General features: G+C 39.4%; 21 protein-coding genes and 3 pseudogenes. 9 read left to right on the top strand and 15 right to left on the bottom strand.

The genetic code is table 11. The features are described from left to right. Nucleotides 1-277: 277 nt before the first annotated feature. The gene (gene queA / locus ACIFUW_RS00975) at nt 278-1,309 is read right to left on the bottom strand and encodes a tRNA preQ1(34) S-adenosylmethionine ribosyltransferase-isomerase QueA (RefSeq protein ID WP_002296565.1); all 1,032 of its coding nucleotides are present in this window, start codon (nt 1,307-1,309) and stop codon (nt 278-280) included. 192 nt (nt 1,310-1,501) lie between these two features. Between queA and ACIFUW_RS00970 the strand changes: the two are divergent. Next, nucleotides 1,502-2,107 (top strand): annotated as a pseudogene (locus ACIFUW_RS00970) (ABC transporter ATP-binding protein); the annotation flags it as partial. Nucleotides 2,108-2,259: 152 nt separating this feature from the next. Here ACIFUW_RS00970 and tnpB read toward each other — a convergent pair. Both tnpB and tnpA read right to left on the bottom strand, forming a co-directional pair. Next, nucleotides 2,260-3,408 carry an IS200/IS605 family element RNA-guided endonuclease TnpB gene (tnpB, locus tag ACIFUW_RS00965; RefSeq protein WP_002287525.1) on the bottom strand — a complete coding sequence of 383 codons (1,149 nt, stop codon included), beginning with the start codon at nt 3,406-3,408 and terminating at the stop codon, nt 2,260-2,262. 16 nt (nt 3,409-3,424) lie between these two features. Continuing rightward, nucleotides 3,425-3,829, bottom strand: coding sequence for an IS200/IS605-like element ISEfa4 family transposase (gene tnpA, locus ACIFUW_RS00960; protein WP_002287522.1), 405 nt, complete (start codon nt 3,827-3,829; stop codon nt 3,425-3,427). 160 nt (nt 3,830-3,989) lie between these two features. Here tnpA and ACIFUW_RS00955 point away from each other — a divergent pair. From ACIFUW_RS00955 to ACIFUW_RS00940, 4 genes and pseudogenes are all read left to right on the top strand, one after another. Continuing rightward, nucleotides 3,990-4,568 (top strand): annotated as a pseudogene (locus tag ACIFUW_RS00955) (CBS domain-containing protein); the annotation flags it as partial. A 3-nt stretch (nt 4,569-4,571) separates the two neighbouring features. After that, nucleotides 4,572-5,213 carry an ABC transporter permease gene (locus tag ACIFUW_RS00950; protein ID WP_085811560.1) on the top strand — a complete coding sequence of 214 codons (642 nt, stop codon included), beginning with the start codon at nt 4,572-4,574 and terminating at the stop codon, nt 5,211-5,213. After that, the gene (locus ACIFUW_RS00945) at nt 5,210-6,127 is read left to right on the top strand and encodes an osmoprotectant ABC transporter substrate-binding protein (RefSeq protein ID WP_002296564.1); all 918 of its coding nucleotides are present in this window, start codon (nt 5,210-5,212) and stop codon (nt 6,125-6,127) included. The genes ACIFUW_RS00950 and ACIFUW_RS00945 overlap by 4 nt, the downstream gene beginning before the upstream one ends. Next, a complete protein-coding gene (locus ACIFUW_RS00940) occupies nt 6,124-6,795 on the top strand; it encodes an ABC transporter permease (RefSeq protein WP_002302663.1) in 672 nt (223 codons plus the stop codon). The genes ACIFUW_RS00945 and ACIFUW_RS00940 overlap by 4 nt, the downstream gene beginning before the upstream one ends. A gap of 540 nt (nt 6,796-7,335) precedes the next feature. On the opposite strand, the gene ACIFUW_RS00935 is transcribed toward ACIFUW_RS00940, so the two are convergent. The 3 genes from ACIFUW_RS00935 to ACIFUW_RS00925 all read right to left on the bottom strand — a co-directional run bounded on the left by ACIFUW_RS00935 (nt 7,336) and on the right by ACIFUW_RS00925 (nt 8,554). After that, on the bottom strand, nt 7,336-7,824 hold the full coding sequence (locus ACIFUW_RS00935) for a mannosyl-glycoprotein endo-beta-N-acetylglucosamidase (protein ID WP_002296561.1): 489 nt from the start codon (nt 7,822-7,824) through the stop codon (nt 7,336-7,338). 200 nt (nt 7,825-8,024) lie between these two features. Further along, the gene (locus ACIFUW_RS00930; protein WP_002296560.1) at nt 8,025-8,291 is read right to left on the bottom strand and encodes a Txe/YoeB family addiction module toxin; all 267 of its coding nucleotides are present in this window, start codon (nt 8,289-8,291) and stop codon (nt 8,025-8,027) included. Further along, entirely contained in the window at nt 8,291-8,554 is a 264-nt protein-coding gene (locus ACIFUW_RS00925; protein ID WP_002296559.1) for a type II toxin-antitoxin system Phd/YefM family antitoxin, read from the bottom strand. Before ACIFUW_RS00925 ends, ACIFUW_RS00930 begins: the two co-directional genes overlap by 1 nt. A 589-nt stretch (nt 8,555-9,143) precedes the next feature. Between ACIFUW_RS00925 and ACIFUW_RS00920 the strand changes: the two genes are divergently transcribed. After that, nucleotides 9,144-10,103 (top strand): IS30 family transposase, encoded by a 960-nt coding sequence (locus tag ACIFUW_RS00920; RefSeq protein WP_002303350.1) that lies wholly within the window; start codon nt 9,144-9,146, stop codon nt 10,101-10,103. A 37-nt stretch (nt 10,104-10,140) separates the two neighbouring features. Beyond that, nucleotides 10,141-10,281, top strand: a pseudogene (locus ACIFUW_RS00915) (transcriptional regulator); the annotation flags it as partial. A 141-nt stretch (nt 10,282-10,422) separates the two neighbouring features. Here ACIFUW_RS00915 and ACIFUW_RS00910 read toward each other — a convergent pair. From ACIFUW_RS00910 to ACIFUW_RS00900, 3 genes are all read right to left on the bottom strand, one after another. Then, nucleotides 10,423-12,246 (bottom strand): APC family permease, encoded by a 1,824-nt coding sequence (locus tag ACIFUW_RS00910; RefSeq protein WP_002294202.1) that lies wholly within the window; start codon nt 12,244-12,246, stop codon nt 10,423-10,425. Between the two features lie 597 nt (nt 12,247-12,843). Then, nucleotides 12,844-15,549 (bottom strand): YhgE/Pip domain-containing protein, encoded by a 2,706-nt coding sequence (locus ACIFUW_RS00905; protein WP_002296556.1) that lies wholly within the window; start codon nt 15,547-15,549, stop codon nt 12,844-12,846. 305 nt (nt 15,550-15,854) lie between these two features. Then, nucleotides 15,855-16,802 carry an NADP-dependent oxidoreductase gene (locus ACIFUW_RS00900; protein ID WP_002294206.1) on the bottom strand — a complete coding sequence of 316 codons (948 nt, stop codon included), beginning with the start codon at nt 16,800-16,802 and terminating at the stop codon, nt 15,855-15,857. A gap of 189 nt (nt 16,803-16,991) precedes the next feature. Between ACIFUW_RS00900 and rpsN the strand changes: the two genes are divergently transcribed. Beyond that, nucleotides 16,992-17,261, top strand: coding sequence for a 30S ribosomal protein S14 (rpsN, locus tag ACIFUW_RS00895; RefSeq protein WP_002293413.1), 270 nt, complete (start codon nt 16,992-16,994; stop codon nt 17,259-17,261). Between the two features lie 175 nt (nt 17,262-17,436). Here the strand turns inward: rpsN and ACIFUW_RS00890 are convergent, their stop codons facing one another. The 6 genes from ACIFUW_RS00890 to ACIFUW_RS00865 all read right to left on the bottom strand — a co-directional run bounded on the left by ACIFUW_RS00890 (nt 17,437) and on the right by ACIFUW_RS00865 (nt 23,841). Beyond that, nucleotides 17,437-17,799: a type II toxin-antitoxin system PemK/MazF family toxin gene (locus ACIFUW_RS00890; RefSeq protein WP_002289874.1), complete on the bottom strand. Its 363-nt coding sequence runs from the start codon at nt 17,797-17,799 to the stop codon at nt 17,437-17,439. Between the two features lie 10 nt (nt 17,800-17,809). Beyond that, on the bottom strand, nt 17,810-18,931 hold the full coding sequence (gene alr, locus ACIFUW_RS00885) for an alanine racemase (protein ID WP_002296555.1): 1,122 nt from the start codon (nt 18,929-18,931) through the stop codon (nt 17,810-17,812). Between the two features lie 15 nt (nt 18,932-18,946). Beyond that, entirely contained in the window at nt 18,947-19,297 is a 351-nt protein-coding gene (gene acpS, locus ACIFUW_RS00880; RefSeq protein WP_002296554.1) for a holo-ACP synthase, read from the bottom strand. 129 nt (nt 19,298-19,426) lie between these two features. Next, the gene (cshA, locus tag ACIFUW_RS00875; RefSeq protein ID WP_002296553.1) at nt 19,427-20,938 is read right to left on the bottom strand and encodes a degradosome RNA helicase CshA; all 1,512 of its coding nucleotides are present in this window, start codon (nt 20,936-20,938) and stop codon (nt 19,427-19,429) included. Nucleotides 20,939-21,259: 321 nt separating this feature from the next. Further along, entirely contained in the window at nt 21,260-22,612 is a 1,353-nt protein-coding gene (locus ACIFUW_RS00870; RefSeq protein WP_002305320.1) for a UDP-N-acetylmuramoyl-tripeptide--D-alanyl-D-alanine ligase, read from the bottom strand. A gap of 152 nt (nt 22,613-22,764) precedes the next feature. After that, nucleotides 22,765-23,841: a D-alanine--D-alanine ligase gene (locus ACIFUW_RS00865; protein WP_002293424.1), complete on the bottom strand. Its 1,077-nt coding sequence runs from the start codon at nt 23,839-23,841 to the stop codon at nt 22,765-22,767. Nucleotides 23,842-24,036: 195 nt separating this feature from the next. Here ACIFUW_RS00865 and ACIFUW_RS00860 point away from each other — a divergent pair, with 195 nt between their 5' ends. Further along, nucleotides 24,037-25,782 carry an ABC1 kinase family protein gene (locus ACIFUW_RS00860; RefSeq protein WP_002296551.1) on the top strand — a complete coding sequence of 582 codons (1,746 nt, stop codon included), beginning with the start codon at nt 24,037-24,039 and terminating at the stop codon, nt 25,780-25,782. Nucleotides 25,783-25,834: the final 52 nt, after the last annotated feature.

The following is a 25,834-nucleotide window of genomic DNA, read 5'->3' as shown; positions in this document are numbered from 1 at the left end:
CGATACGTAACAATTGAATAACGTAAACGTCTGAAAATTGAATAGGAACAAGAGATGTTTCAAATGTTGAAGATGTAACGAAAACAAAATTTTTGTTTAACATGAAGAAATTCAACACCGTGCTTTGCATGTATGATGGAAAGTTACAATCATTTCTGTTTATTTGAATCCTTCCGAGGTACAAGAAAGCCGAGCTTATCGAGAGCTCGGCTTTTTCTTTGTCATAAAATCTTTGTAAAGCTTTTTTGTTATTCAAAACTAGCGGCTTTTCATAACCTTATTTCACGAACATCGCATCTCCAAAACTAAAGAAACGATAGCGCTCTTCAATCGCATGCTGGTAAGCAGATAAAGTCAATTCTCTTCCTGCAAAGGCACTAACTAACATGACTAAAGTCGATTTTGGCAAATGGAAATTAGTTGAGAAAGCTTCTACCACTTTGAATTCATAGCCAGGCGTAATGAAAATATCAGTCCATCCGCTGTCTGCTTTGATTTCTCCATTAAATTTCGTTCCAATCGTTTCTAATGTTCGAATTGAAGTTGTTCCGACAGCCACGATTTTCCCGCCATTTTTACGTACTTGGTTCAATCGCTCAGCCGCTTCTTCCGTCAAACGGTAGAATTCACTATGCATATGGTGTTCTTCAATTTTATCTACGCTGACAGGTCGGAATGTACCTAACCCTACATGTAGTGTCAGATAGACTAATTCAACACCCTTTGCTTCGATCTCATCAAGTAATTCTTTCGTAAAATGCAATCCAGCTGTTGGCGCTGCAGCAGAACCATTTTCTTTCGCATAGACAGTTTGATAGCGATCTGGGTCTTCCAGACGTTCTTTGATATATGGAGGCAATGGCATTTCTCCCAATGATTCAAGAATCTCTAGAAAAATTCCTTCATACTCAAAGTCAATGATCCGTCCGCCGTGTTCCAATTCTTCTTTCACTACTGCTTGCAATCTGCCATCACCAAAAGAGATTCTTGTCCCAACTTTGGCACGTTTCGCAGGTTTGATCAATGTCTCCCACGTATCTCCTTGTGTATTCGTTAGAAGAAGGACTTCTAAATGCGCACCAGTATCTGGTTTTTCTCCATATAAACGAGCAGGCAGAACTCGTGTATTATTCATAACTAGCGCATCACCAGGCTGTAACTCTTCAATGATTTCATGGAAATGTTTATCTTCCATCTCTCCAGTTTTCCGATCCAAAACAAGTAAACGAGAATGATCGCGGTCTTTTAATGGTGTTTGTGCGATTAATTCTTCCGGCAAGTCAAAATCAAAATCTTCTGTTGTTAACATATCGTCACTCACTTTCTATCATGTGCTTCATCATTCTATCATGTTTTTCGTTCTGTTGGCAAAATCAGCACTTTTTCACTTCTATTTTTTGTTTTCCTAAATAAAAAAACTACCCTATTTGTATTTTTTCATTGTTTTAGGCATACTAGTAATAGATAGTTCTTCATTGAAAATAGAAAAAGAGGTGGCACCATGATTGAATTTCAAAATGTGTCAAAAATTTATAAAGGTGGAAAAGTCGCTGTAGAGGACGTCAATCTTTCATTTGAAAAGGGTGAGTTCATTTGTTTTATCGGTACGAGCGGAAGCGGAAAAACGACGACGATGCGGATGATCAACCGAATGACTGATCCAACACAAGGGAAAATTTTGATTGATGGAAAATCCATCCAAGAAATTGATCCAGTGGAATTGCGACGTCAGATCGGCTATGTTATCCAAAGTATTGGATTGATGCCTCACATGACGATCCGTGAAAATATCACTCTTGTCCAAAAATTGTTGAAAGTCAGTCAAGAAGAACGGAATAAAACAGCTGAAAAAATGATTGATCTTGTGGAATTGCCCCGTGAGATGTTAGATCGCTACCCACATGAATTATCTGGTGGTCAGCAGCAGCGTATTGGAGTCGTTCGTGCCCTTGCAGCGAATCAAGATATCATCTTGATGGACGAGCCATTCGGTGCGCTTGATCCAATCACTCGTGATTCCTTGCAAGACCTTGTCAAAGATTTACAAGAGCGTTTGGGAAAAACGATCGTATTTGTAACCCATGACATGGATGAAGCGAGTGAACTACTCACCACTTAGCTAAACCTGACGGTTCTTAACGCTTGAAGTGGGAGCTTCTTGGGAATAGAGCATACTTGATAGCGTATTTCTTTACTAACAGCGGTGTCTCTTATTTACCAAGCTATCCCCGTAGTTCCTACGGTTCTTGATGATTGGATCTAAGCCAATCCCATAGAATGTAGTCTTAGACCTTCGGTCAGAATATTGATACTAGCATTGATATCACGATCATGATGAGTATGACAAACAGGACAAGTCCATTCTCGAATTTCAAGAGATTTCTTGCCATCTTTATGTCCGCACTCTGAACAAATCTGACTAGACGGAAACCATTTATCTACTTTGATGATTTTTCGTCCATACCAGTCAGCCTTGTATTGTAATTTAGTCACAAACTTTGACCAAGAAACATCAGAAATACTTTTAGCTAATTTATGATTTCGCAACATACCTTTTGTGTTTAAGTCTTCAATACAGATAATATCGTGATTTTTGATCATTTCTGTACTCAACTTATTCAGAAAATCAGTACGTTGATTCATTACTTTTTCATGCAATCTAGCTACTTTGCGTTTTTGTTTTTGATAATTTTTAGCTTCAAATAGATTGGTACCTTTATTTTTAGCCAATAAAGCACGCCTAGACAATTTGCGTTGTTCACGCTTTAGTTTCTTTTCCATTTTGGACGTGAATTTATTATTATCAATTTTTTGTCCATCAGAAAGAATCGCAAAGTCCATAATACCTAAGTCAATACCAATTGTGGAATTAGTTTTAGGTAATTCGATAATTTCTTCTTTACACAACAAAGAAATATAGTATTTACCGCTAGAATGACGTGATATTGTAGCAGATTTGATAATCCCTTTTGGTTGTCTATGAAGCTTAATTCTTACTAATGACTTCAATTTAGGAACTTTGATGAATTTACTATCAATCAAAGCAACTGTACCATTTTGATTATTCGTTGTATAACTCTGAACAGGATTTTTCTTACTTTTGAAACGTGGAAATCCAACGGATTTATCCCGAAAAAAATTCTTGTATGCTTTATCTAAATTAAGTTGGGCATTGGCTAAAGCAAGGCTATCAATTTCTTTCAAAAACGGAAATTCTTTCTTGTATTTAGCTGGTGTCGGAAAAGTCATTTTTTTAGAAGAATCATTTTTAACTTCTTCATACGCCTTTTTTCGGTCATCAAGCATTAGATTGTAGACCTTACGGACACAACCAAAAGATTTGGCAAAGAAGATTTCTTGTTCCTCTGTTGGATAGATTCTGAATTTGTATGCTTTTAGTTGTTCCATAAAGTTCACCTACTTTCTATTTATGATTGTTTCCTTGATTTTGGATATACTTCTTAATCACATCAATTGGTGCGCCACCAGTTGTCAGAAGACAAAAACTTTTAGACCAGAACATTTCTTTCCAAAGAAATTGTTTGACTCTTGGAAAGTCACGTTTTATCAATCTTGAGCTGGCACTTTTATAGGCATTGATGAATTTTGTCAATTCTGTTTTAGGTTGAGCTTTGAACATAATATGAACGTGGTCTTTATCATGATTCCACTCCACTAAAGTAATGTGATACGATTCTGAAATTCTTTCAAAAGTAGTTTTGGCATAATCAGATATTTCATCATCAATCACTTGTCTACGATATTTCGTTACTAAAACAAGGTGGTAATAAAGAAGAAATACTGAATGATTATTTGTATCTAATTCCATGTTATATCAACTCATTTCTTGTATAGACTGATTGTAACATGGAACAAAATAAAAAGGCAATACGCCTTAGTTGTCGGTCTTCGAGTTACCAACGGTAACCCTCATACCGAACGGCATTCATCACCCACCTATAGAGGATGGGCGACTTCTGCCTAATTCTGTTAAACTAGCAAGCCGTATCGCCATCATGAGTGAAGGCCGTGTGATCCAATTTGATACACCAGAAAATATTTTACGTCATCCTGCAAACGATTTCGTAGAAGAGTTGATTGGAGAAGATCGCCTACTACAAGCCAAGCCAAATGCGACAAGAGTCGGCGAAGTTATGCTAAATACAGCAATCACGATTACACCGGAAAAATCATTACAAGAAGCAATCAAACTGATGAGGGAAAAACGTGTAGATACGTTGTTAGTTACCGATAATTCGAATGTATTAAAAGGATTTATCGATGTAGAAACGTTGAATAAAAAACGAGGAAAAGTATCCAGTGTCGGCGACATTTTGAATAAACATGTTTTTTACGTAAAAGAATCCGCCTATCTTCGTGATACCTTGCAACGCATTTTAAAACGCGGGCTGAAATACGTGCCGGTCGTTGATGAACAGAACAAAGTCGTAGGTATCCTGACTCGTGCATCATTAGTGGATATCGTCTACGATGTGATTTGGGGAGAAGATCCCGCAACTACTGATGTTGCAGAGTCAGCTACTCCTGAAGAATCTAAGGAGGTCTGACCTATGCAGCAGTTTTTTCATCAGCACGGTTCAGAAATTCTCTCAAAAGGTTTTGAACATCTTTATATTTCAGGACTTGCTTTGATCATTGGTATCATCATTGCTGTACCGCTTGGTGTCTTACTGACACGTTTTCCAAAAGCTGCCACGATTGTGATTGGCTTAACCAGTGCCTTGCAGACAATCCCTTCTCTTGCTTTATTGGCATTGATGATCCCGCTATTTGGCGTAGGTAAATTACCTGCGATTATCGCACTCTTTATTTATTCATTATTGCCGATTTTACGTAATACGTACATTGGGATGAAAAATGTCGATTGGAATTATCGGGATGTGGCAAAAGGCATGGGGATGACTGAGTTCCAATCCATTTTTTCCGTTGAATTGCCCATTGCTATGCCAACGATCATGGCTGGTATTCGTTTAGCTGCCGTTTACGTGATTGCATGGGCTACACTTGCCTCTTATATCGGCGCTGGTGGTTTAGGCGATTTTATTTTTAGTGGACTGAATAATTACCAACCAGATCTCATTTTGGCAGGTACGATCCCTGTAACAATTTTAGCACTATTGGCTGATTGGCTTCTAGGTCTCTTGGAACACCGGCTGACACCGATCGCACTTAGAGAGGAGAATGAAGAATGAAACGTATACTAAAAATGACCATGGTTCTTTTCTCTCTTCTTATACTTGCGAGTTGTTCCTTCCCTGGTCTTGCCAGCAATACAGATGAAGACACCATTTCGATCACAGGTGGAATCACTTCAGAAGCACAGATCTTAGCAAGTCTAGTTGCCGGAATGGTTGAACATTATACAGATAAAAATACCGCAATCATCAACAATCTGGCTACTACAACTATCAACCATCAAGCGATGATGAACGGAGATGCTTCAATTTCAGCGGCTCGCTACACAGGAACAGATTTAACGACTACATTGAACCTTCCTCCTGAAAAAGATCCGAAAAAAGCGTTTGCTACCGTGAAAGATGAATTTGAGAAAAGATACGGTCAAACGTGGTTCCCGTCCTATGGTTTTGAAAATACGTATGTCTTTCTTGTTCGAAAAGACACCGCACAAAAATACCATCTATCTAAAGTCAGCGATCTGAAAAATGTAGCGGATGAATTAGTAGCTGGTGTAGATACTTCTTGGATCAATCGTAAAGGAGACGGTTATGACGGCTTCCAAGAAACTTATGGCTTCTCCTTCAATTCGATATTACCTATGCAGATTGGACTTGTTTATGACGCAGTCGAAGCAGGAAAAATGGATATTGTTCTTGGCTACTCTACGGATGGACGGATCGCCAGTTATGATCTAGTCATGTTGGAAGATGATCGTCAATTCTTCCCACCATATGATGCTGCTCCAGTTGTAGACAACAAGATATTAGCTGATACGCCTCATTTAAAAGAAGCCTTAAATAAGTTAGGTCATACCATCAGTACGGAAAAAATGCAGGAATTGAACTACGAAGCAGATAATAATCTAGTGGAACCATCAGTAGTAGCACAACGTTTCTTACAAGAAAACCACTATTTTGAAGGGAAGTGAAGCAATTGGATAAAATGAATGTCTTTCAACAATTTTTCTATTATTTCCAGGAAAATGGCTCCTATATCTTTGCACAATTTATCCGTCACTTCCTGATTTCTATCTATGGTGTCCTCTTTGCAGCAGTTGTCGGGATTCCGGTTGGGATCATGATTTCTAGGAGACGTAAATTAGCAAACTGGGTGATTCGTTTGGCGAATATCATCCAGACGATCCCTTCTCTAGCCATGATCTCCATTTTAATCATTGGATTAGGCCTGGGAGTCAATGTCGTGATTGTTACTGTATTTTTGTATTCCCTCTTACCGATCATCAAGAATACGTATACCGGGATGATCCAAGTAGACAAAAACATCCTTGATGTCGGCAAAGGCATGGGGATGACTGCTAGACAACGACTATTCATGGTAGAGTTACCACTCTCTGTTTCTGTTATCATGGCAGGCATAAGAAACGCGTTAGTTGTTGCCATCGGGATAACCGCGATCGGTGCATTCGTCGGTGCTGGTGGTCTTGGAGATATCATTATCCGAGGAACCAATGCAACAGAGGGCACATCGATTATTTTAGCAGGTGCATTGCCAACTGCATTAATGGCGATCATCACGGACTGGCTTTTAGGTATTTTGGAAAGACGGCTAGATCCAGCCAGCCGTACATCACGCTGATGTTATTGTAAAAAACAAAAGCTTCTGCGACCATTTGTTGGTCGCAAAGGCTTTTTTAGTTCTGTCATTTTTAAGGCAATAATCCACTCTGATTCTTCCCTCCTTATGGGCAAAGAGTTGCTTTTCTTAGCTATTTATCCATTCCGTATACTCCAACTTCATACTGCCAACGGGTTCATATCTGCATCCACCGACTAAGTTTTTTTCTTATCCGCTAAGGCATTTTGCCAATCCATTTTCCCATCACTCGTCATGGAATTCATACCACATGATCTCTAAATACTCGTCTGCTTGTTCTTTGAATTGGGCATCAATTCTTACATCCTTTGGCGTGGCTTTCATTTAAGCCTTTTCCATCAGTCCTCGATTGTTCGATGCCTTCAGCTGCATCATCAAAACTGGTGACTGCCGTATCGGTAACTTCGATCATCTTTTATACAATCGGGAACTTGCCATCCTCATCCTTGGCTAAAAACATATCTAGCCATTCCAGCTTCTCGCCATGGGAGGTTTGCGGTTCCTAAAACCGGTACACGATTCTTATGGACTGCATCCGTCGCAACTAGACTTGGCGATACGATGATCCTTCACCAGAAGAGCACCCCCGTAAACCAATTGATCGATATATTGCCAATAAGAAAAGACATTGGCGTAAAAGATATCGATCCCTCGTGATGCATTGCCGTTGATACTGCTATTCATGGCCGAAAGCGCCACGACTTTAACTTCTTCCGTTTGAGTGACATTCATGTTCGGCAATGTCGCTTTGGATACCCGCTCTGCTAAAGGAACGACACTGGTATTGTATTTCGTATCTGTATCTTTTCCAAAAGACCATGCCAACGAATCCTCTGGGAACCAATAAGACGACTCCGGTTGATTGTCCATTGCTTTTTTCAACATACTTTTGGCTGTTTCTCGATAAACGACATTTCCAATTGTCTTCGCCTCACTTTGGCGATAATCGATGGTCGTTGCCACTGCCAACACTAACAACGATGCTCCAATTTTACTGATTTTCCTTGTCACACTTCTTCCTCCTTGTTTTACATAAACCCGTCAACATTCCATTCCTAAACTCAAACAATGACCCTTCAAAGGTGGAGATATAGGAACAAATTAAAGAAATCATGCAATAAATCCAAGAAGGTTGGTTTTAGAACAAAAAAAGAGTCTCCTTTTTGGGGAGACTCTTTGTTAACTATCTAAAAAGGTTGGCTCTTCTCACTTCACTCATAATGTGTCCAGGCAGAATAAATTTCTACAACTTTATTTTCCTCATCAACTTTGTAAACCACTCGATGCTGTCTATTCAGCCTGCGTGAGTATCTGCCTTCATGTGTAGGTCTCAGCTTTTCAAAAGACTGCGTGGGCATATATGGATCTTCCTTCAATGTCTGAATCACTTCTTCAAATTGTTTCTTTAAATTCGTTTGCTTGATTTTTCTTAAATCCACTTTCGCAGAGTTTTTGATTGCGACTGTATAGTTACTCATCAAAGAGCTTCCCAATCAATATCATCGATATTCGTAAAGCTACTGTCGTCTTTTTCGCGGTCTCGTACTTTATCTAAAGTACCTGTTTGCTCAAGAAAAAGGGTTTCTTGAATCGCTCTCCAGTCTTCCAGCCCAATCAATACAGCATTGTTTCCACTACGATCACTAATAATCTCGATTTCAGTATGATTTTCATTTACCTCTTTCAATAACTGATAAAAATTTTTACGAGCAGTGCTAGGATTCATCGTTGTATTAGCCATTGTCTCTCCTCCTTTTTCTGATATAATTATAGCGTACTTGATTAAGTACGTCAAAAAAATACAATAAAGCACTTAAATTCAGCAAACTTTTCCTCTTTTTTACATAGAGAAAAAGACCCCTTTTTAGGGAGGATCTTTGTCCACGCTCACTTCTTACTCCTTTACGACTAGCGGTAGCCAAACGTAAAGTAATTGGTAACAACGTATCATCTTTAGCAAAGGTCGAATCCAAAGCCTGTGAGTCTATGCAACAACACCAATACACGAAGGTTCCTCGTTGCAGTGTGACTTGATTGATATCTTGAATAACCTGAGGATACGCACGAAAGATTTGTAACGGTTATTCAAAACTGATTTTGGCCGTCAAGTCTTCTACTGCCTCAAAAATGATTGCCTCTTTCGTCTCCTGTCATTCATGTTCACTATCGATTTGATACTTGCTTAGACCGTTGGGTTTGTGAATCACCAATTAAAAATGGCACTGAGTTATGGTAACGCCGATTGTAAAATTAAGCTAGACAACTAAAAAAAGTCATTTGTGCTACACTCAAAATAGTTCCGACGAAAGAATTATAAGGAGTGAGTACAAATGACCTATAACCATCTTACACCAACTGAACTCGTAATGATAGAAGCTTATTTCAATCAATCACAACCTGTTTCAAAAGTAGCCAATCTGTTACAACGTTCTCGACAAACTATTTATAAGGTCTATCGTTTTCTTAAATCTGGTGGAAGCGCAATGAGCTACTATAAACAATATAAGAAAAACAAACGTAACTGCGGAAGACATCCGATTGTTTTACCTGATGAGCAACAGGAATACATTCAAAAAAAGGTTGTTCAAGGGTGGGCTCCTGATGTCCTTATTGGTCGAGCAGAGTTTCCTATTGCTTGTTCGGTACGCACACTGTATCGAATGTTTAAAGATAAAACCTTTGACACTCACGATTTACCAATGAAGGGAAAAAGAAAACCAAACGGTCATAAAGAAAAAAGAGGAAAACAAGGGTTTCGCCGGTCAATCCGAGACAGAAAGACAGACTATACCCAGTTTGATCATGAATTTGGTCACCTGGAAGGTGACACTATCGTGGGTGGAAAACATAAAAGCGCGGTCATCACATTAGTTGAACGGCTATCTAAAGTCATCATTACCTTGAAACCCGAAGGCAGACAGGCTAAAGACATTGAAAATAGGCTGAATCAATGGTTTCGTTGTGTCCCAAAAAACTTATTTAAATCCATCACATTTGATTGTGGAAAAGAATTCTCAAATTGGAAAAAGATTAGTAATACCAACGATATTTCAATTTATTTTGCGGATCCAGGAACACCTTCTCAACGAGGATTGAATGAACATTCAAATGGCTTATTACGTAAAGATGGTTTGTATAAAGCTATGGATTTTAATGGTGTATCTGAAACCTTTATCCAATCGGTGGCATCGAAACGAAATCATATTCCTAGAAAATCATTACACTATCGGACACCAATGGAAGTATTTTTGAGTTACGTCACAAAAGATGATTTGTCTAACTTAATTTGACAAACGAAATAACAAAAAATGGTCACTTGACGAGGCTGAGATTCCTACTTATGAAGACACATGGCACTTAAGAGTCGAGGTAAAGGAAGAAGCTGAAAATATAGGAGGCTGTACATTATTTGGCAAAGGATTCGGAAATTATGATCAAGACATCAAAATCAAAATGTTTTACAGCTAAATAGGAAGAATAATAACATTTCATACGCTGTTCCCATCTTTAATGGCTTATAGAGGGCACCTTTAGCTGAGAATAAGACAAAACAGACCCTCTAGCTTCAATTAAGAGCTAGAGGGTCTGTTTTTGATTTTAAAACTTGGTTTATTTCTTCAAATGGTAGCTATAGGTGCTGACAACGATATTTTCACGCCAAGACAATCGCAATCTTAACCGCAAACTTGTTTGGTTATGGAGAATATTCTGCCAGCGTCTGTTTGGTACAAATTGAGGAATCAACACAGTAGTTGTATAGTTTTGTTTCGCTGCATTTTTACTTACGATATCTACATAACGGATAATTGGATTTTCAATCGAGCGATAAGAAGAGTGGACGATTGAAAAACGGACATCTGGGAAATGCTTTTTAAATTCTGCTTCGATTTCTTTTTCTTTTTCGACATCTTCGTCTAGCGAAACATGCATCGCAACGACATAATCACCGATCGAACGTGCGTAATTCAACGCACCGATATTTACCCGTGTCACATTCCCGACTAATACAAGAACGGTATTCCCGTCATAATCATGTAGTTTTGCATCATTTTCTAAACGAAGCTGTTCTGCTACTTTTTTATAATGATCATGGATCTTATAAAAAATGAACATAACGATTGGCATAATGATGAAGAAAGGCCAAATGTCCCCTAACCGATAGACAAACAAAATCGCAATGATTGCATATGAGATGAACGCACCCGTAATATTGGCAATCGATTTGCTTAACCATCTTTTTCCTTCTTTTTTCCATTTGACGACCATCCCTGTTTGAGATAAAGCAAATGGAATGAACACGCCGATAGAGTATAACGGAATCAAGCGTTCTGTTGAGCCATGGAAAATAAACAGCAATACGATCGAACCTAGCGCTAGTGTGATAATCCCATTGGAATAGCCTAGTCGATCCCCACGATCTTGATACATGTGAGGCATGAATTTATCTTTTGCCAGATTGTATGCAAGAACTGGAAAAGCAGAAAAACCGGTGTTAGCAGCAACTGCTAAAATCAGCGCTGTAGCAAATTGAAGGACGTAATACAAAATACCATGTCCAAAGACAGCTTTACCAATTTGAGACAAAACAGTGACTTCTTTTTCAGGAACGATCCCATACCAATAGTTGATAAATGTGATCCCCACGAAGAAGAAACCTAAGATCAATGCCATCATCGTCAATGTAGCAGCGGCATTTTTTGCTCTTGGCTTCTTAAAGAATGGTACAGCATTACTAATCGCCTCCACCCCAGTTAAAGAGGAAGAACCAGAAGAAAATGCTCGTAAAATCAAAGCGATAGAAACACCCGGCACAGCCGCTCCTGGAAGTGCAGTAGCTTGCAATGGCACAGCACCTGTCACGATATTATATAAACCAACAACGATCAGTAACGAGATCACAAGGATAAATGTGTACACCGGAAATAATAGGAACGATGCAGATTCCCTCAGCCCACGAAGATTCAGCATCATCAGTAGCAAAACGATTGTCACAGAAATAGCGACTTGATGACCGTAGAGTGCTGGCACCGCTGATGTGATCGCTTCAGCACCTGCTGAGACAGATACTGCTACTGTCAACATGTAGTCGATCAATAAAGAGCCACCGGAAATCAAGCCAGCATTCTTTCCAAGATTCTCACTGCTGACGACATATGCTCCCCCGCCATGAGGATAAGCATGGATGATTTGACGATATGATAGCGTTAATGAAATCAATAAAATAATAACAAAAGCGGCAATGGGTAGCGAATACCAGATGGCTGCAGCAGACAAAGCGACTAAAACGACAACGATTTGTTCCGTACCATATGCAATAGATGATAACGCATCAGACGACAATAATGCCAAAGCAGCAAATCGGGTTAATTTGTGCTCATCATTTTCAGCAGATTTTAAAGGCTTACCTACTAACAACCTTTTTAAGTAATCCAATTTCTAAACTCCTTTACACACAATTTTACTTCAAGTTTTATAGTCGAAAATTTATAGTAAACAAGATGTTATAGTACGCTCACTGACCTTAAAAGTCAATAAACTTTAAGAAAATAATTGGAAAAAAACAGAAAAATATCAAGCGCTTTTTCAAACGCTTTAATACAGCAAAAATCTAACATTTTTTTATGGGCTTTTTCTTTGAATTCTATAATAAAAGGATAGAACTTGACTTAGAAAATCAAGTTCTATCCTTTTTGATATCTTAACTTTTGGAAGAGAGATGTAAGGCTGCTTTCTACCCATCATTCTTACTACTCGAAGCATAGCGCAGTTGTCACAACCTCTTGATAAACGGTGTTTAAAAGCTTGCATCTGCGGTAATAAGCCCAACCAAATTAAAAACATAAGAAGCTGTTTTTATTTGGTCGTTCTTATTACTTGATGCAGAGCAGCTTTTTTACAACCTCTTGGTACACGGTGTTCAATCAGCTGACCCTCGGTATTAGCTCAAAAAAACGGCAAAATATGAGGAACTATTTTTCCATTTTTTTCTCTAATACTCAGGTCAAAACACTGATTTCACAACCTCTTTTTTTAATGAAAAATATGGCTCTCATGCGCCGCTTCTTTGAATTTCGTCATTTTTTCTTCGATGAACGGATAGATTGCCGTTCCTACGATTCCAAAGACAACAAACAAACCGATCATGATCCAGATTGCTTTCGTAGCATTTGGCCAATAAATTCCTCCTGCAGATTCCCGTAACAAGTTTACCGCATGAGTAAATGGCAAGAACGGATTGATCATTTGGAAGAATTTCCCTGAGACTTGGATCGGATAGTTCCCGCCTCCGCCAGAGATCGACAGTACTAAGATGATAATAGCGATCCCTTTACCGACATTATCGAATAATGCAGCCAAGACATAGACGATCATCATGAACGCTAAGGCGATCAAGACAGCAAATGACACGCTGTAGACCGGATTTTGGACATCTACTCCTAGTAAGAAAATATTCCCTAATGTAACGATCAAGCTTTGCGCAATCGCCATTGTCAAAAATGTCAGCATACGAGCAACGAATTGTTCTCGTTTCGTAAAATTGTTTCGGTCTTTCTTTCCTAAATAGTATTCTGTCGTAGCAACACTTGAAAGAAGAACAGCGCCGACCCACAGACATAGTGCAGTATAAAACGGGGTGCTAGCTGAACCGTTATTTGCGATTGGATAAAGCGCATTGGTTTGTAGCTCAACAGGTTGTGTAAAGAAGTCACTTTCTTTTGTTGCGTCTAGTTTCAATAATTTGATGACTTCGCCTAGATCGACTTCTTGTTCGCCTTTTCGGATCGCGTCTGCTGCTTTTTGGATACCAGCTTTGATATTTGGCCAGTCATTGTTGATCAAGTCCGCAGCAGCGTTCACAGCTGTTTCGACTTCTGGCATTTTTTCATTTACTGTTGTCAATGTACCGGTGATTTCATTTTTTAGTGCTGGCCAATCATTTTGGATAAAATCAGCGGCCAATCCTAATTTTTGCTGAATGATCGGTAATTCATTGTTGTATAGGTCTGCCCCTTCATTGATGCCATTGACGATGGTATCCATATTTCCATTCAGCATTGTATTGGCATCATGGATTTCTTGTCCAATTGCAGGCATTTCTTTTTGATATTTTTCTAAAATTGCCACTGCATTCGTTACAGTTGCTTTCGTTGAGCTGAGAAGCGAATCAAAGTCGATCTGGTCCGCTTTGCTCAGTGCGCCTTGTGCAGTCCCAATCGTATCGATGACTTGGTCTAGTAGAGAAGTGACAGTGGAACTGATTTGACCTGTATTGATACCAGCAATGATGCCATTGATATTATTAACAACGGCATCAATTTGATCTAGCAATTCATCAATAGCCTTCGTGTCTTCATTTTGAACAGCTGTGTTCAAAGCAGATAGGCGGTTTTGCAGATTGCTTAGCAAGGGTTTTAATTGATTTAGCTGATCAATAATTGGCTGTAATTTCGTATTTCCAGCACTTGTTTGCAATTTAGTCAGGAACTCGACCAGTTTATCGATTGCATTTTGTTGTTGAGATATTCCGTCAATAAAGCCGTTCAATACATTGCTGATGTTTTTCTTTTCATCATCAGTCAGCTTACCATCTTCAATAGCTGTTCTTACAGTATCTATTAACGAACCTGTCGTTGTTGCCACTTGTCCAATTGACTTCAATGTAACATCTACACTGTTTGTGATGCTTGGTATCGCATCTTTCAGCTGAGAGGCACCTGATTTTGTTTGGTTTGCTAGATCACTTGCCTGATTTTCTAAATTTTTCACATCTGGCAAGATATCTTGTACTTGTTGGATGATCGTCAAGCCTTGTTTTGCTTCATCGATTCCTTGGTTCATTGTCTCTTGGATCGAAGCAAAATCGCCGTCGATCTCTGCTAGTTGCTTACCGGCATTTTGGATCTCTGGGATTTTTTCTTGCAAATCAAGGATGATTTTTGCTTGATCTTTCAACTCAGGCATTTTGTCATTCAATGCAACGACTTTTTCACCCATCTCATCTACTTTAGGGATGTAATCCACGAATTCATTTGCTTTATTCAGTTTTTCCTTGATTTCAGGTAGTTGACTTTGTAATTCGAGGACTTGTTTTGTGTAGCCGTCGATCGTGTCCAAATTTTCATCTGTTGATAAAATCATATCTTTAACTTTATTGATACTTACTAGGTTCGTATCGATGTCGTAACCTATCTCATTGAATACTTTCAATAAAGTCGAACTGGCTGTTTTGATAAATTCATTTGTGATTTGCGATTGGATCGAACTTGCTCCTTTATCGGTGATTTTCGGTGCAATCGCATTGATTTTTTCATTTACCGTATATTCGATTTTTGGTTTCTTGATATCACCACTAGTAAAACTCAGCAGATCTTCTGAGAAATCCTTTGGCAAGTAAATACCTGCGTAATACTTTCCGGAACGGACTCCGTCTTCTAATTGTTCTTTTGAATCAACGAATTGCCATCCTAATTGTTTATTTTTATGAAGCGATTCGATGACTTGCTCCCCAATGGCCACTTCTTTACCTTGAAACTCTGCTGGCTTGTCTGCACTGTAAACAGCAATTGGCAGCTCTCCAGTATTTCCATATGGATCCCATAATGCTTTGATGTTAAACCACGCATATAGCGAAGGGATGATCATGATCGCGATGATCAGAAGTGTTGCAATCGGGTTTTTGAAAATCCGTTTCCAGTCAAGCAAATATAATCGAAGCGTATTTTTGATTGACTGCATAGTTCTCCCCCTTCTTCTTTTTTCAGCTGAATTACTTTACCATGTATTTCATACTTTTTTCAATCGGCTTTTTTCAAAAAAGTCGAATTTTTGGACATATCACGGCAATTGTCTCATTGTAATCTCTTACATATTGAGAAATAATTAAGGATTACAGCCTTTACTTTATCATGAAATAAAAGGGAAAGATAATTTTATGCCAAAGTTTTTATCTATTATACGTATACGCAAAAAAGCTAAAACATTTTTTGTCTTTGCCCCTACAAAAATGTTTCAGCTTTTTTCGTTTTTTATTCCTGTATTTCTTATTTTTCGAATGACAGGATGATTTTCCCAGCAGGAGGATGTCCTTCAACTAGCTGATGTGCTTGGATGACATGCTTAAGTGAAGCAGACAGATTCATTGAAATAAAAACATGAAAGGCTCCTTTTTGGTAGGCTTTGATTATGCCAGCAAAGGCTTCTGCATCTAGATATTCCTTTCTTGGAACAAACGATTCATAAAAGCCTTCCTTTTTTTGCCGCAAATCTAGATCTGGGAGGTCATTTAATGCAACATACCTGCCGCCTGGTTTCATGATCTGGATGCCGGTTTCTCCTTTGATACTTCCTTTCGTCGCATCGATTACAAGGTCTGCCTGATCAGCAAATTGCAGACCTGGATTTGTTTTATCATAAGCAGCAAATGCTGAAGCTCCTAATTTTTTTACCTTTTCCTCATTTTTACTGGATGCACTGGTTAAGATTCGGATTCCCTTTTCATGGAGAAGCTGGATCAGACTTGACCCGACCGCACCTGATGCTCCTAGTATCATTACAGTATCTGTCGGCTGGATTTCCGTCAAATGGTTGATTAGATTATAAGCCGTAATTCCTGGCGTGACCATTCCGGCTGCTTCTTCCCAACTCATTTTATCTGGAATTTTTGCTACTTTTGCTGATGGCAACACGACTTCTTCTCCGTAAGTCCCGCCGACTGCATGGACAGCTACTCGATCACCTACATGAACAGTTGTGACATCTGAACCAATCTCTGTCACAATACCAGCGCCATCATTACCTGGTACATAAGGGAATTTCAATGTTCGTATCTCTTTCATTTCTCCTAAACGCAAGGCAACATCATAAGGATTCACACTGAATGCTTTTATTTCTACACGAACATGTCCAGAACCGACTTCTCTGGGATGAGCATCGATTTCTTCAAAAACATCTTGTGCTTCTCCGTAACCGTTAATTGCAAATCTTCGCATGGTCACCATCTCCCTTTTTCTTTAAGTTTACGTTTATGCCTTTATTTTGACAAAAAAAATGTCTTTTCGTTTTGGCGCATGATTCAAAACAAAATAGTTGTCTTTTTTCGCGTAACGTGTTAAATTATTTATCTAAAAGCGTAAAGATTACGATTTACGCTAATAAAAAATAATTGGAGGAATTTGTTGATGGCTAAAAAATCAAAGATTGCCAAAGCAAAAAAACAGCAAGAAACGATTGAACGCTATGCTGCTTTACGCCAGGAATTAAAAGCGCAAAAAGATTACGAAGGCTTGCGTAAACTTCCTTTAGATGCTCGTCCAGAACGATTGAAAAATCGTGATTTAATCGATGGACGCCCTCGCGGATACATGCGTAAATTCGGGATGTCCCGTATAAAATTCCGTGAATTAGCACATAAAGGTTTGATTCCAGGAGTAAAAAAAGCCAGCTGGTAATCCAAGTCTGGCTGTAATGTAAAGGAGGAGGGCGCATGGACCACTCCTTGGATCATCAAAAAAGATACGTTCGCTTCTTCTAGCAGAAATGCTGGTACTAGAAGCAGACGTATCTTTTTTTACGCACAGCTGGTCCTTTTTTATATGTAAAGGCTGCATGGTTACTTCGCTATATTTATTTAGTAACAGGAGTCAGTGCTTCGATACCCACACTAATTTTCAATGCTCGGTCAACTTCTGCCATAATGGGTCGATCCAAATGGCAGACCTTTTCTTTCAATCTTGATTTATCGATCGTTCTGATCTGCTCCAACAGGATAACGGAGTCTCTTTCTATTCCTGTTCCAGTAGCTTTGATCCCAATGTGAGTCGGAAGCTTAGGTTTAGCCATTTTTGCCGTTATGGCCGCAACAATGATCGTCGGGCTAAAATGGTTACCTAGATTATTTTGAATAACCAAAACTGGGCGTGTTCCGCCTTGCTCCGATCCCACGACTGGAGAAAGATCAGCAAAATAAATATCTCCTCTTTTTACCATAGGATCCTCCTTATTCTTGATATTCTCTTGGTATCCGCTGTCCTAATCCGCAAGCCACTTCATAGTGGATCGTACCTAATTGATCTGCTATATCCTGCATAGTGATTTCTTTGTCTGCATTTTTGCCGATAAGCGTCACTTTTGTTCCGACAGGAAATTCTTGAGGCAATCGGATCATCAGTTGATCCATACATACACGCCCAATCGTTTCACAGTAGTTCCCTTCTACCAATAGAGAAAAACCCTGCATCTTTCGTGGCCAGCCATCTGCATAACCGATCGGTATCGTTCCGATCCACTCTGCTTCAGGAGTGATATATGTTTCTCCATAGCCGATTCCTTCACCTGCTGGGAGTTTTTTGACTTGAATCAATTCAGAAACCAGCTCAAGTGCTGGCTGCAATGGATAAACTTCCGGTAGTGCGTGCCCAGAGGGATTAAGTCCGTACATTGCTACTCCATAACGAATCATATTGCCGATTGTTTCATCATGCCATAAAGCCGTTGCACTATTGCTGACATGTACATATCGAGGAAGTTCGGGAAGTTTTTTCAGCACTTCTATAAAGCGTTCTTTTTGCAGATTCCAATATGTATCATCTGCCTGATCTGCTGTAGAAAAATGGGTAAATAAACCTTCCCATTCTAATACACGACTTTCTTTGATGAATGCAGCTGCCTCTTTTACTTCTTCAGGTGTACAAAATCCGATACGACCCATCCCAGTGTCTGCTTTTAGATGAATCGAAAGAGGCGTCTCTAGCTTACTTTTCTCTAAAACAGCAGCTGCTGCTTGCAACCATTCCCGTGTACCTGCAGTTACTGATAAATCATGAGCAACAGCTACAGTCAGTGCGTCGTAAGGAACCATATTCAAGATAAGGATGGGCTGAGTAAATCCAGCTTCTCTCAACTCGACTCCTTCATCTAAATTTGAAACACAAAAGCCCGAAGCTCCACCTGCAACTGCTGCCTCAGCTGTTTCAATAGCTCCATGACCGTATCCGTTCGCTTTTACTACTGCAAACAATTCTTTTCCTTGCGGAAGTCTTGCAACTTCATTTGCTACATTTTCAGTTATAGCTTTTTTATGTATCACTGCTTTCGTTGGGCGGTGCCAAGCGACAACCATCGTTTTTCCTTCTTTCTAGTCTTCCAAAATAATTTGTGCAAAAGCTGTTTCATTTGTATGAGTAATACTGACCCATACATTGCCTTCATGAGGTGAACGCGTCACAACAGGCTGACCATTTTCATTTTTTAAAATCTCGACATCTTGAAAGGTAACTTTTCCGATCCCAGTTCCCCAAGCTTTAGAGAAAGCCTCTTTGCAAGCGTAACGCCCGCCTAAAAATTCTACTTGGCGATGAAAAGGCAAGGACTGGAATAGTTTCATTTCATCAGAGGTCAAGATTCGTGCAATGAATTTTGGTTTTTCTTCGATCAGCCGAGTGATCCTAGGAAGTTCGACTGCATCGATCCCAATTCCTTTTATCATATGCTTTTCTCTTTTCAATAAATTTAGAACACTCTCATTCTACCAAATTATAACCATTTTGCCACAAATAAGTCCACAAATAACAAAAATGAAAGTTTCTCTTAAAAAAGAGAAACTTTCATTTTATGTTTAATCGTTATTTGAACGGATTACAAATCCGCGTTTTTTATCATTGTGACGTTTACCGCCATCTTTTTGGCTGTTATTATTTTTGCTATAACCGCCTTTTGATTTGTTTCCACGATAATTACCGCCGTCACGACGATTACGGTTGTTTCCGCCACCACGTTTGCCATTTTTATTGTATCCTTTTTTCTGCATTGGCAATGGGCGTTCTGGTGTGATCTTCACTGGCACTGCATCAGCTGGATCTTTTGCTGTCGTTTTTAGCAAAAGTGCAACTAAATCTTGTGCAGAATATTCTTCTAATAATTTATCTGCTGTTTGCAGGTATTTATCTAGACCATTTTCTGCAAGTTTTGTTTCGATTTGTTCAACTGCAGCACCTAATTGACCTTTGAATGCTTCTTTTTCGGTTGGTGGACGTAAAGTCGTCATCCGTTTTTTCGTCAAGTTTTCAATCACATGCAAGTAGTCCATTTCATTTGGTGTAACGAAAGTCACAGACATACCGCCTTTTCCGGCACGGCCTGTACGTCCGATACGGTGAACGTAGCTTTCTGGATCTTGAGGGATATCATAGTTGTACACATGAGTGACACCTGAAATATCTAATCCACGTGCAGCAACGTCTGTCGCTACAAGGATATCTAAATGACCGCTCTTAAATGAACGCAATACGCTCATTCGTTTTTGTTGAGACAAATCGCCATGGATTCCTTCTGCACGGTAACCGCGTGCTTCTAATCCGCGTGCCAATTCGTCTACACGGCGTTTTGTACGTCCGAAGACGATTGTTAATTCAGGTGTTTGAACATCAAACAAGCGAGTCATGATATCGAATTTTTCGTATTCTTTTGCGCGGACATAGTATTGATCGATCAAGTCAGCTGTCATTTCTTTCGCTTTGATCTTCACATGATGTGGATTTTTCATGAATTTAACGCCAATATTCTTGATAGCTGGCGGCATCGTTGCTGAGAAAAGTAATGTTTGTCTTTGATCAGGAACTTGTGAAATGATTTTTTCGATATCTTCCAAGAAGCCCATATTCAACATTTCATCTGCTTCATCCAAAACTAATGTTTGAACGGTTCCAAGTTTCAATGTGTGGCGGTTAATGTGGTCAAGCATACGTCCTGGTGTACCCACAACGATATGTGGACGATCTTTCAAGCCACGGATCTGACGGCCAATATCTGCTCCGCCGTAAACGGCTTGTACACGTACTTTTTTGTCGCGCCCTAAACGATATAATTCTTCTTGTGTTTGGATAGCTAATTCACGTGTTGGTGCGATAACTAAACCTTGTAATTCGTGACGATCTGGATCGATTTTTTCTAACATTGGTAATCCAAATGCAGCTGTTTTCCCTGTACCTGTCTGTGCTTGTCCAATAACGTCTTTTCCAGCTAATGCTAGTGGAATCGTTTCTGCTTGGATAGGCGTTGCTTCTTCAAAACCAGCGCGTTCGACTGATTTCAACAATTCTGGTGATAATTCTAGTTCTTTAAATTTCAAATGAATCCTCCTATATGGTTGTTAACTGAGGATGTAGCTTTTTTGCTACCCCGTCGATTTGTTCGGTCAAAGTGTATTGTTTCTTTTTGACAGTGGCCACGCACGTTTTTATCCATTCTTAGCCCCTGTGGCACCACCGAAAAATCACTTTGCGAAGTTTAGGCATTAGAAAAGCCAAACGGGTCGCGTTCAGCTTTATCATTATTATGACATCTGGCTTCAACAAGTTGTTTCTATGGCAAAACCAGTCCAATTTCTCTTCATCTTTCGGCAATAGGTTATTCTAACATAGTTTTTCGTTTTCTGCAAGTTTACAGATTTTTATTTCATTTGCTGAAGTTGTTCTACCACTTCAAATAAGCCCATGCTGTTGCTGCCTTTTAGCATAATACTATCTGTTGCTTCAAGATTTTGTTTGATAGCATCAATCAATTTATTCTTTTCTTTTTCAAAATAGAACACAGGTAGTTGGGGGTATTTTTGGTTCAATTCTTCTTTTAGTGCATGCATTTGTTCCCCATAAAGGAAAATCATGGCGAATTTCTCAGGATCGATATGTTCACTCATTTGCGCATGCATATTTAAAGACTCTTTCCCTAATTCCAGCATATCTGCTAACACAGCGATTCTGCGTCCTTTTGTTGGCAGATTTTTAAAAGTATCTAATACCAGTCCCATGGCTGTTGGATTTGCATTGTAGACATCGCTCAAAATAGCTGCACCATTTCCTGCCGTTAGCCATTCGGTTCTGTTTTGAGTGATAGAAACATGGGCGAGCCCTTGGCGTATCTCAGGTATGGACAGTCCAAAGAAGCGCCCGATCGTATACGCAATCAAAGCATTCGTTACATTATAACTTCCAGGCAGCGGGATCGTAAATGTTTCTCCTTCTACTACAAAATCGGTTTGTGCTTTTCCTTTTGCTGTCACTTCCGCATGAACATCGCCATTTCCAATACCGAATGTTGTGACTGTTTGTACTAATGTTGCCGTTAAAGGTGTCAGCAACGGTTCATCTGCGGGCACAACGAGTAATCCGTCTGATACAAGTCCGTCAGTGATTTCCATTTTGGCTTTAGCGATTCCTTCTCGCGACCCAAGATTTTCTATGTGTGCTTCACCGATCATTGTGATTGCTGCAGCTTTTGGTTGAGCCATAAGTGAAAGTTCCGTGATTTCATTGGCGTGATCCATGCCCATTTCCAAAACGATCTTTTCTGTATCTTGGGGCATGTGCAAAATCGTGTAAGGAAGACCAATATTATTGTTGTAATTTCCTTGCGTCTTATATGTTTTGTATTTTTCAGACAAGACAGACGCGGTTAGATCTTTCGTGGTGGTTTTACCATTGCTTCCTGTAATTGCAACGACTTCTGCGCCTACTTTTTCCAAGTAATAGGTTGCCAATTGCTGCATGGCTTTCAAAGGATCTGCTACAGGAATAACTGGAAAATTTTTTGGAGCTTGTTCAACAGGCAAGCTCCAAAATGAAGCAGATGCTCCGTTTGTGATCGCTTGCTGGATAAATTCATGTCCATCTCGCGTACCAGCAAGAGGAACGAATAAACTTCCTTCGGTTATCTTCCGGCTGTCAAATTCGACATTGGTAATCTTTGTCAGTGCAGAGCATTCGCTGCCCACGGCTTGTGCAATTTCTTGTATTGTTAGATTCATTGAGATCTCTCCTAAAAAAGGTTGTGAAAAAAGCGTTTGGCCTAAACGGCGGGTTCGCATGACTCTCACTTCCAAGTAAATTTCTCTATTCGTATTTAGAAGCTAGAATGAACGCGGTTACGCAATCACTCCAGCCTCTTCTTTATTTCTCTTTATTCATTTTTTTCAAAAAAAGATTGACGCTGATGGTATCGATTCATTCCTAACTGGATCAGTTCTTCAATCAAATCACCGTATTTCAAGCCCATATTTTCCCATAAGAGTGGGTACATACTGAACTCCGTAAATCCTGGCATAGAGTTTAATTCATTCAGGAATAATTCATTTTTATTTGTCAAAAAGAAATCGCACCGGCTCAATCCGCTTCCACCTAACATCGTGTAAGCTAACTTCGCGTACTCTTGCGCTTTTTGATAAACTTCTTCTGGCACTTCGGCTGGAATCTGCATTTCGATTTTATTATTGATATATTTTGCTTCATAATCATAGAATGCTACGTCTTTTACGACTTCACCAGGCAAAGTCGTCCGAACGTCTTCATTTCCTAATACAGCAACTTCGATTTCGCGCGCTTCAATTCCTTGTTCAACGATTGCTCGAGAATCATACTGATAGGCTGTTGCTAAAGCATTTTGCAGCTCTTCTCGGTTTTCTGCTTTTGTAATGCCGACACTAGAACCCATATTCGCCGGTTTGACAAACATCGGATAAAGCAAAGAACCTTCACATTGATCAAATACTTTTTTAGGATTTTCTTTCCATTGATTCTTAAGTACTGGTACATAAGGAACTTGCGGCACACCAGCAGCTTGTAAAATATACTTGGTCATGATTTTATCCATGGCACATGCACTGGTCAATACGCCTGCGCCGACATAAGGCATATTCAATGTCTCTAAGAAGCCTTGGATCGTTCCATCTTCCCCGTTTGGCCCATGTAAAACTGGAAAAACGATGGCTCCTTCTTCTTTGATTTCGCCCGGATTGATCACTTTTCCTGTAAAGCCTTCCTCTGTCTGTCCACTTGGGTCCCATGAAAGATGCAAGACATCTTTGCTGGCAGGTTTTTCTGTTAGTAATGGACCTTTGACCCATTGTCCTTCTTTTGTAATAAATACGAGTTGAACTTGGTAATAATTATAATAAATGGCATTTAAAACTGAAAATGCGGAAAGAATGGACACTTCATGCTCTGCGCTGCGTCCGCCATATAGTAAAGTAATCTTCAAAAGATTGTCCTCCTGTATTCTAAATCGTTCAGTGATTTACTCTCATATTTTAGCACAAAACAAAAATAAACGAATAACTTATTTATAAAAAAACGAGCCAGCTTCTAAAAGAACGAGCGTCATTTATTTTTTGTCAGCTAGATTATTTGTCCCGTTTTTTATAAAAAGTTATGATAAAGAAAAGGAGGGATGATGATGGCGCAAACAAATCCACGCAGCCGCTTGGCAGAAATCATTCGAGTGTTCATCAATTACAATGTAGTGCCAAACTTTGTACAGCAAAAAAATCCCGAACAGGTAAAAAAAGCCTTTGAAGAACTAGGCCCCACCTTCATCAAGATAGGACAGATGCTTTCTGTTCGAGAAGATTTGCTTTCTTCTGCCTTCACTCAAACATTCAAAACATTACAAGATAGTGTACCTAGCGACACATTTTCAACGGTCAAAAAGACGATCGAAACAGAACTTTCTCTTTCATTATCAGATATATTCGATGATTTTTCAAAATCGCCTTTTGCCTCTGCTTCTATGGGGCAGGCTCATCGTGCCAAGCTGAAGAACGGTGACGCGGTAGTCGTTAAGATCCAACACCCTAACATCGCCGAAGAGATCCGACTTGATCTTCAACTATTTGAACGAGCGATCCCTTTGATCAAATACATTCCTGAAACTAGCGTAGTTGATCTAAAAGGGGTACTCCAAGAAGTAAAACGTTCCTTGATCAATGAAATGGACTTCTTAAAAGAAAGTCAAAATGGCGAACAATTCTATCAAAAGAACAATGGCTGGAAAGAGATCCGCAGCCCCAAGATTTATGACGCTTTTTGTTCGAAAAAAGTGATCGTGATGGAAGAAATGTCTGGTAAAAACTTGAATCATTTAATGAACGCCGAAAACAAAACTGAAACTTTTATCACTGGAATTCAAAACAAGCAGCTGAAACAAGAAGTTGCAAAGCTTTTAGTTGAGAACTTTATGAAACAGGTGTTTGATGATGGTTTTTTCCATGCTGATCCTCATCCAGGGAATCTGCTATTCCATGTACTAACAAAAGAAGAACAGACACAAGCTAGCCGAAAAACTGAAACAGTCCATGAAAAAGAGTTCGGTTCCTTTGCTTTTCGAGCCTCCACTTCTGCAGAAGACCCTGTTGCGCCATATACCATCAACTACATCGATTTTGGTATGATGGGGCATCTTTCTGCAGGACTTAGGCAAAAACTCACACAAGCCGTTTTAGCGCTGTATACGAAAGATGCTTATCGAATCGAAAAAGCGGTCCTTCGACTTTGTCAGCAAGAAGGCTCGTTTGATGAAAGTCGGTTCCACCAAGAACTGACAAGTTTTCTTGAACAGTATTATGATTCTCCTATTGATGAAATCAACTTGCAAGAAGTATTCACACATGTCGTGACGATTTGTCATCAAAATAATCTGCAGTTCGATCGTGATATCACGCTTTTGCTGAAAGCATTTGGGACATTAGAAGGGGTGATCCGCGTCCTCGATCCTGAAGTTTCCCTCATGGAAGTCGCTTCGCCTTTTGCTCAACATTATTTTCTCACTCATCTGGATGTAGAAGATACATTGAAACAAAGCGGATTAGACTTATTGGAAGGGATGAAGGCTGCGCCTAAGATCCCTCAACAGCTCCACCATCTATTAGAAATGTGGACTTCGGGACAAGGAAAAGTCAATTTGGAATTGAAAAAGCAAGACAAATTATTGAGCAGGATCGAAAGTATGATCAATCGGCTTGTTTTCGGTATGATTTTAGCTGCATTGATCGTAGGGTCCTCCCTGCTTGTCCAAGCAGCACCTGTAGAAAACGCAGAGGTCGTTTCCTTATTAGGGATATTTACGTATGCTATTGCCGCATTCGTCATTATTTTTTTGGCAATCGATGCATTGATCCAAATGTATAAGAAGAGGAAAAAGTAGAAAAAGGTTGTGACAGAAAGAATCAGCTTCAAGAAATAAGAAGGGGTTTTAC

This window comes from Enterococcus sp. PLH-Efm8, assembly GCF_053011625.1.
The sequence above is the reverse complement of the archived record's forward strand: the minus strand, read 5'-3'. Positions and strand labels throughout refer to the sequence as shown.

What these genes read in the sequence shown, in the direction of transcription:
- alr (WP_002296555.1), bottom strand. Translation starts at nt 18,931, where the DNA reads ATGGTTGTCGCTTGGCACCGCCCAACGAAAGCAGTGATACATAAAAAA.
- queA (WP_002296565.1), bottom strand. Translation starts at nt 1,309, where the DNA reads ATGTTAACAACAGAAGATTTTGATTTTGACTTGCCGGAAGAATTAATC.
- ACIFUW_RS00890 (WP_002289874.1), bottom strand. Translation starts at nt 17,799, where the DNA reads ATGGTAAAAAGAGGAGATATTTATTTTGCTGATCTTTCTCCAGTCGTG.
- ACIFUW_RS00900 (WP_002294206.1), bottom strand. Translation starts at nt 16,802, where the DNA reads ATGCGAAGATTTGCAATTAACGGTTACGGAGAAGCACAAGATGTTTTT.
- ACIFUW_RS00860 (WP_002296551.1), top strand. Translation starts at nt 24,037, where the DNA reads ATGGCGCAAACAAATCCACGCAGCCGCTTGGCAGAAATCATTCGAGTG.
- ACIFUW_RS00930 (WP_002296560.1), bottom strand. Translation starts at nt 8,291, where the DNA reads ATGAGTAACTATACAGTCGCAATCAAAAACTCTGCGAAAGTGGATTTA.
- ACIFUW_RS00905 (WP_002296556.1), bottom strand. Translation starts at nt 15,549, where the DNA reads ATGCAGTCAATCAAAAATACGCTTCGATTATATTTGCTTGACTGGAAA.
- ACIFUW_RS00925 (WP_002296559.1), bottom strand. Translation starts at nt 8,554, where the DNA reads ATGGCTAATACAACGATGAATCCTAGCACTGCTCGTAAAAATTTTTAT.
- tnpA (WP_002287522.1), bottom strand. Translation starts at nt 3,829, where the DNA reads ATGGAATTAGATACAAATAATCATTCAGTATTTCTTCTTTATTACCAC.
- ACIFUW_RS00945 (WP_002296564.1), top strand. Translation starts at nt 5,210, where the DNA reads ATGAAACGTATACTAAAAATGACCATGGTTCTTTTCTCTCTTCTTATA.
- ACIFUW_RS00870 (WP_002305320.1), bottom strand. Translation starts at nt 22,612, where the DNA reads ATGAATCTAACAATACAAGAAATTGCACAAGCCGTGGGCAGCGAATGC.
- ACIFUW_RS00920 (WP_002303350.1), top strand. Translation starts at nt 9,144, where the DNA reads ATGACCTATAACCATCTTACACCAACTGAACTCGTAATGATAGAAGCT.
- ACIFUW_RS00950 (WP_085811560.1), top strand. Translation starts at nt 4,572, where the DNA reads ATGCAGCAGTTTTTTCATCAGCACGGTTCAGAAATTCTCTCAAAAGGT.
- tnpB (WP_002287525.1), bottom strand. Translation starts at nt 3,408, where the DNA reads ATGGAACAACTAAAAGCATACAAATTCAGAATCTATCCAACAGAGGAA.
- rpsN (WP_002293413.1), top strand. Translation starts at nt 16,992, where the DNA reads ATGGCTAAAAAATCAAAGATTGCCAAAGCAAAAAAACAGCAAGAAACG.
- acpS (WP_002296554.1), bottom strand. Translation starts at nt 19,297, where the DNA reads ATGATAAAAGGAATTGGGATCGATGCAGTCGAACTTCCTAGGATCACT.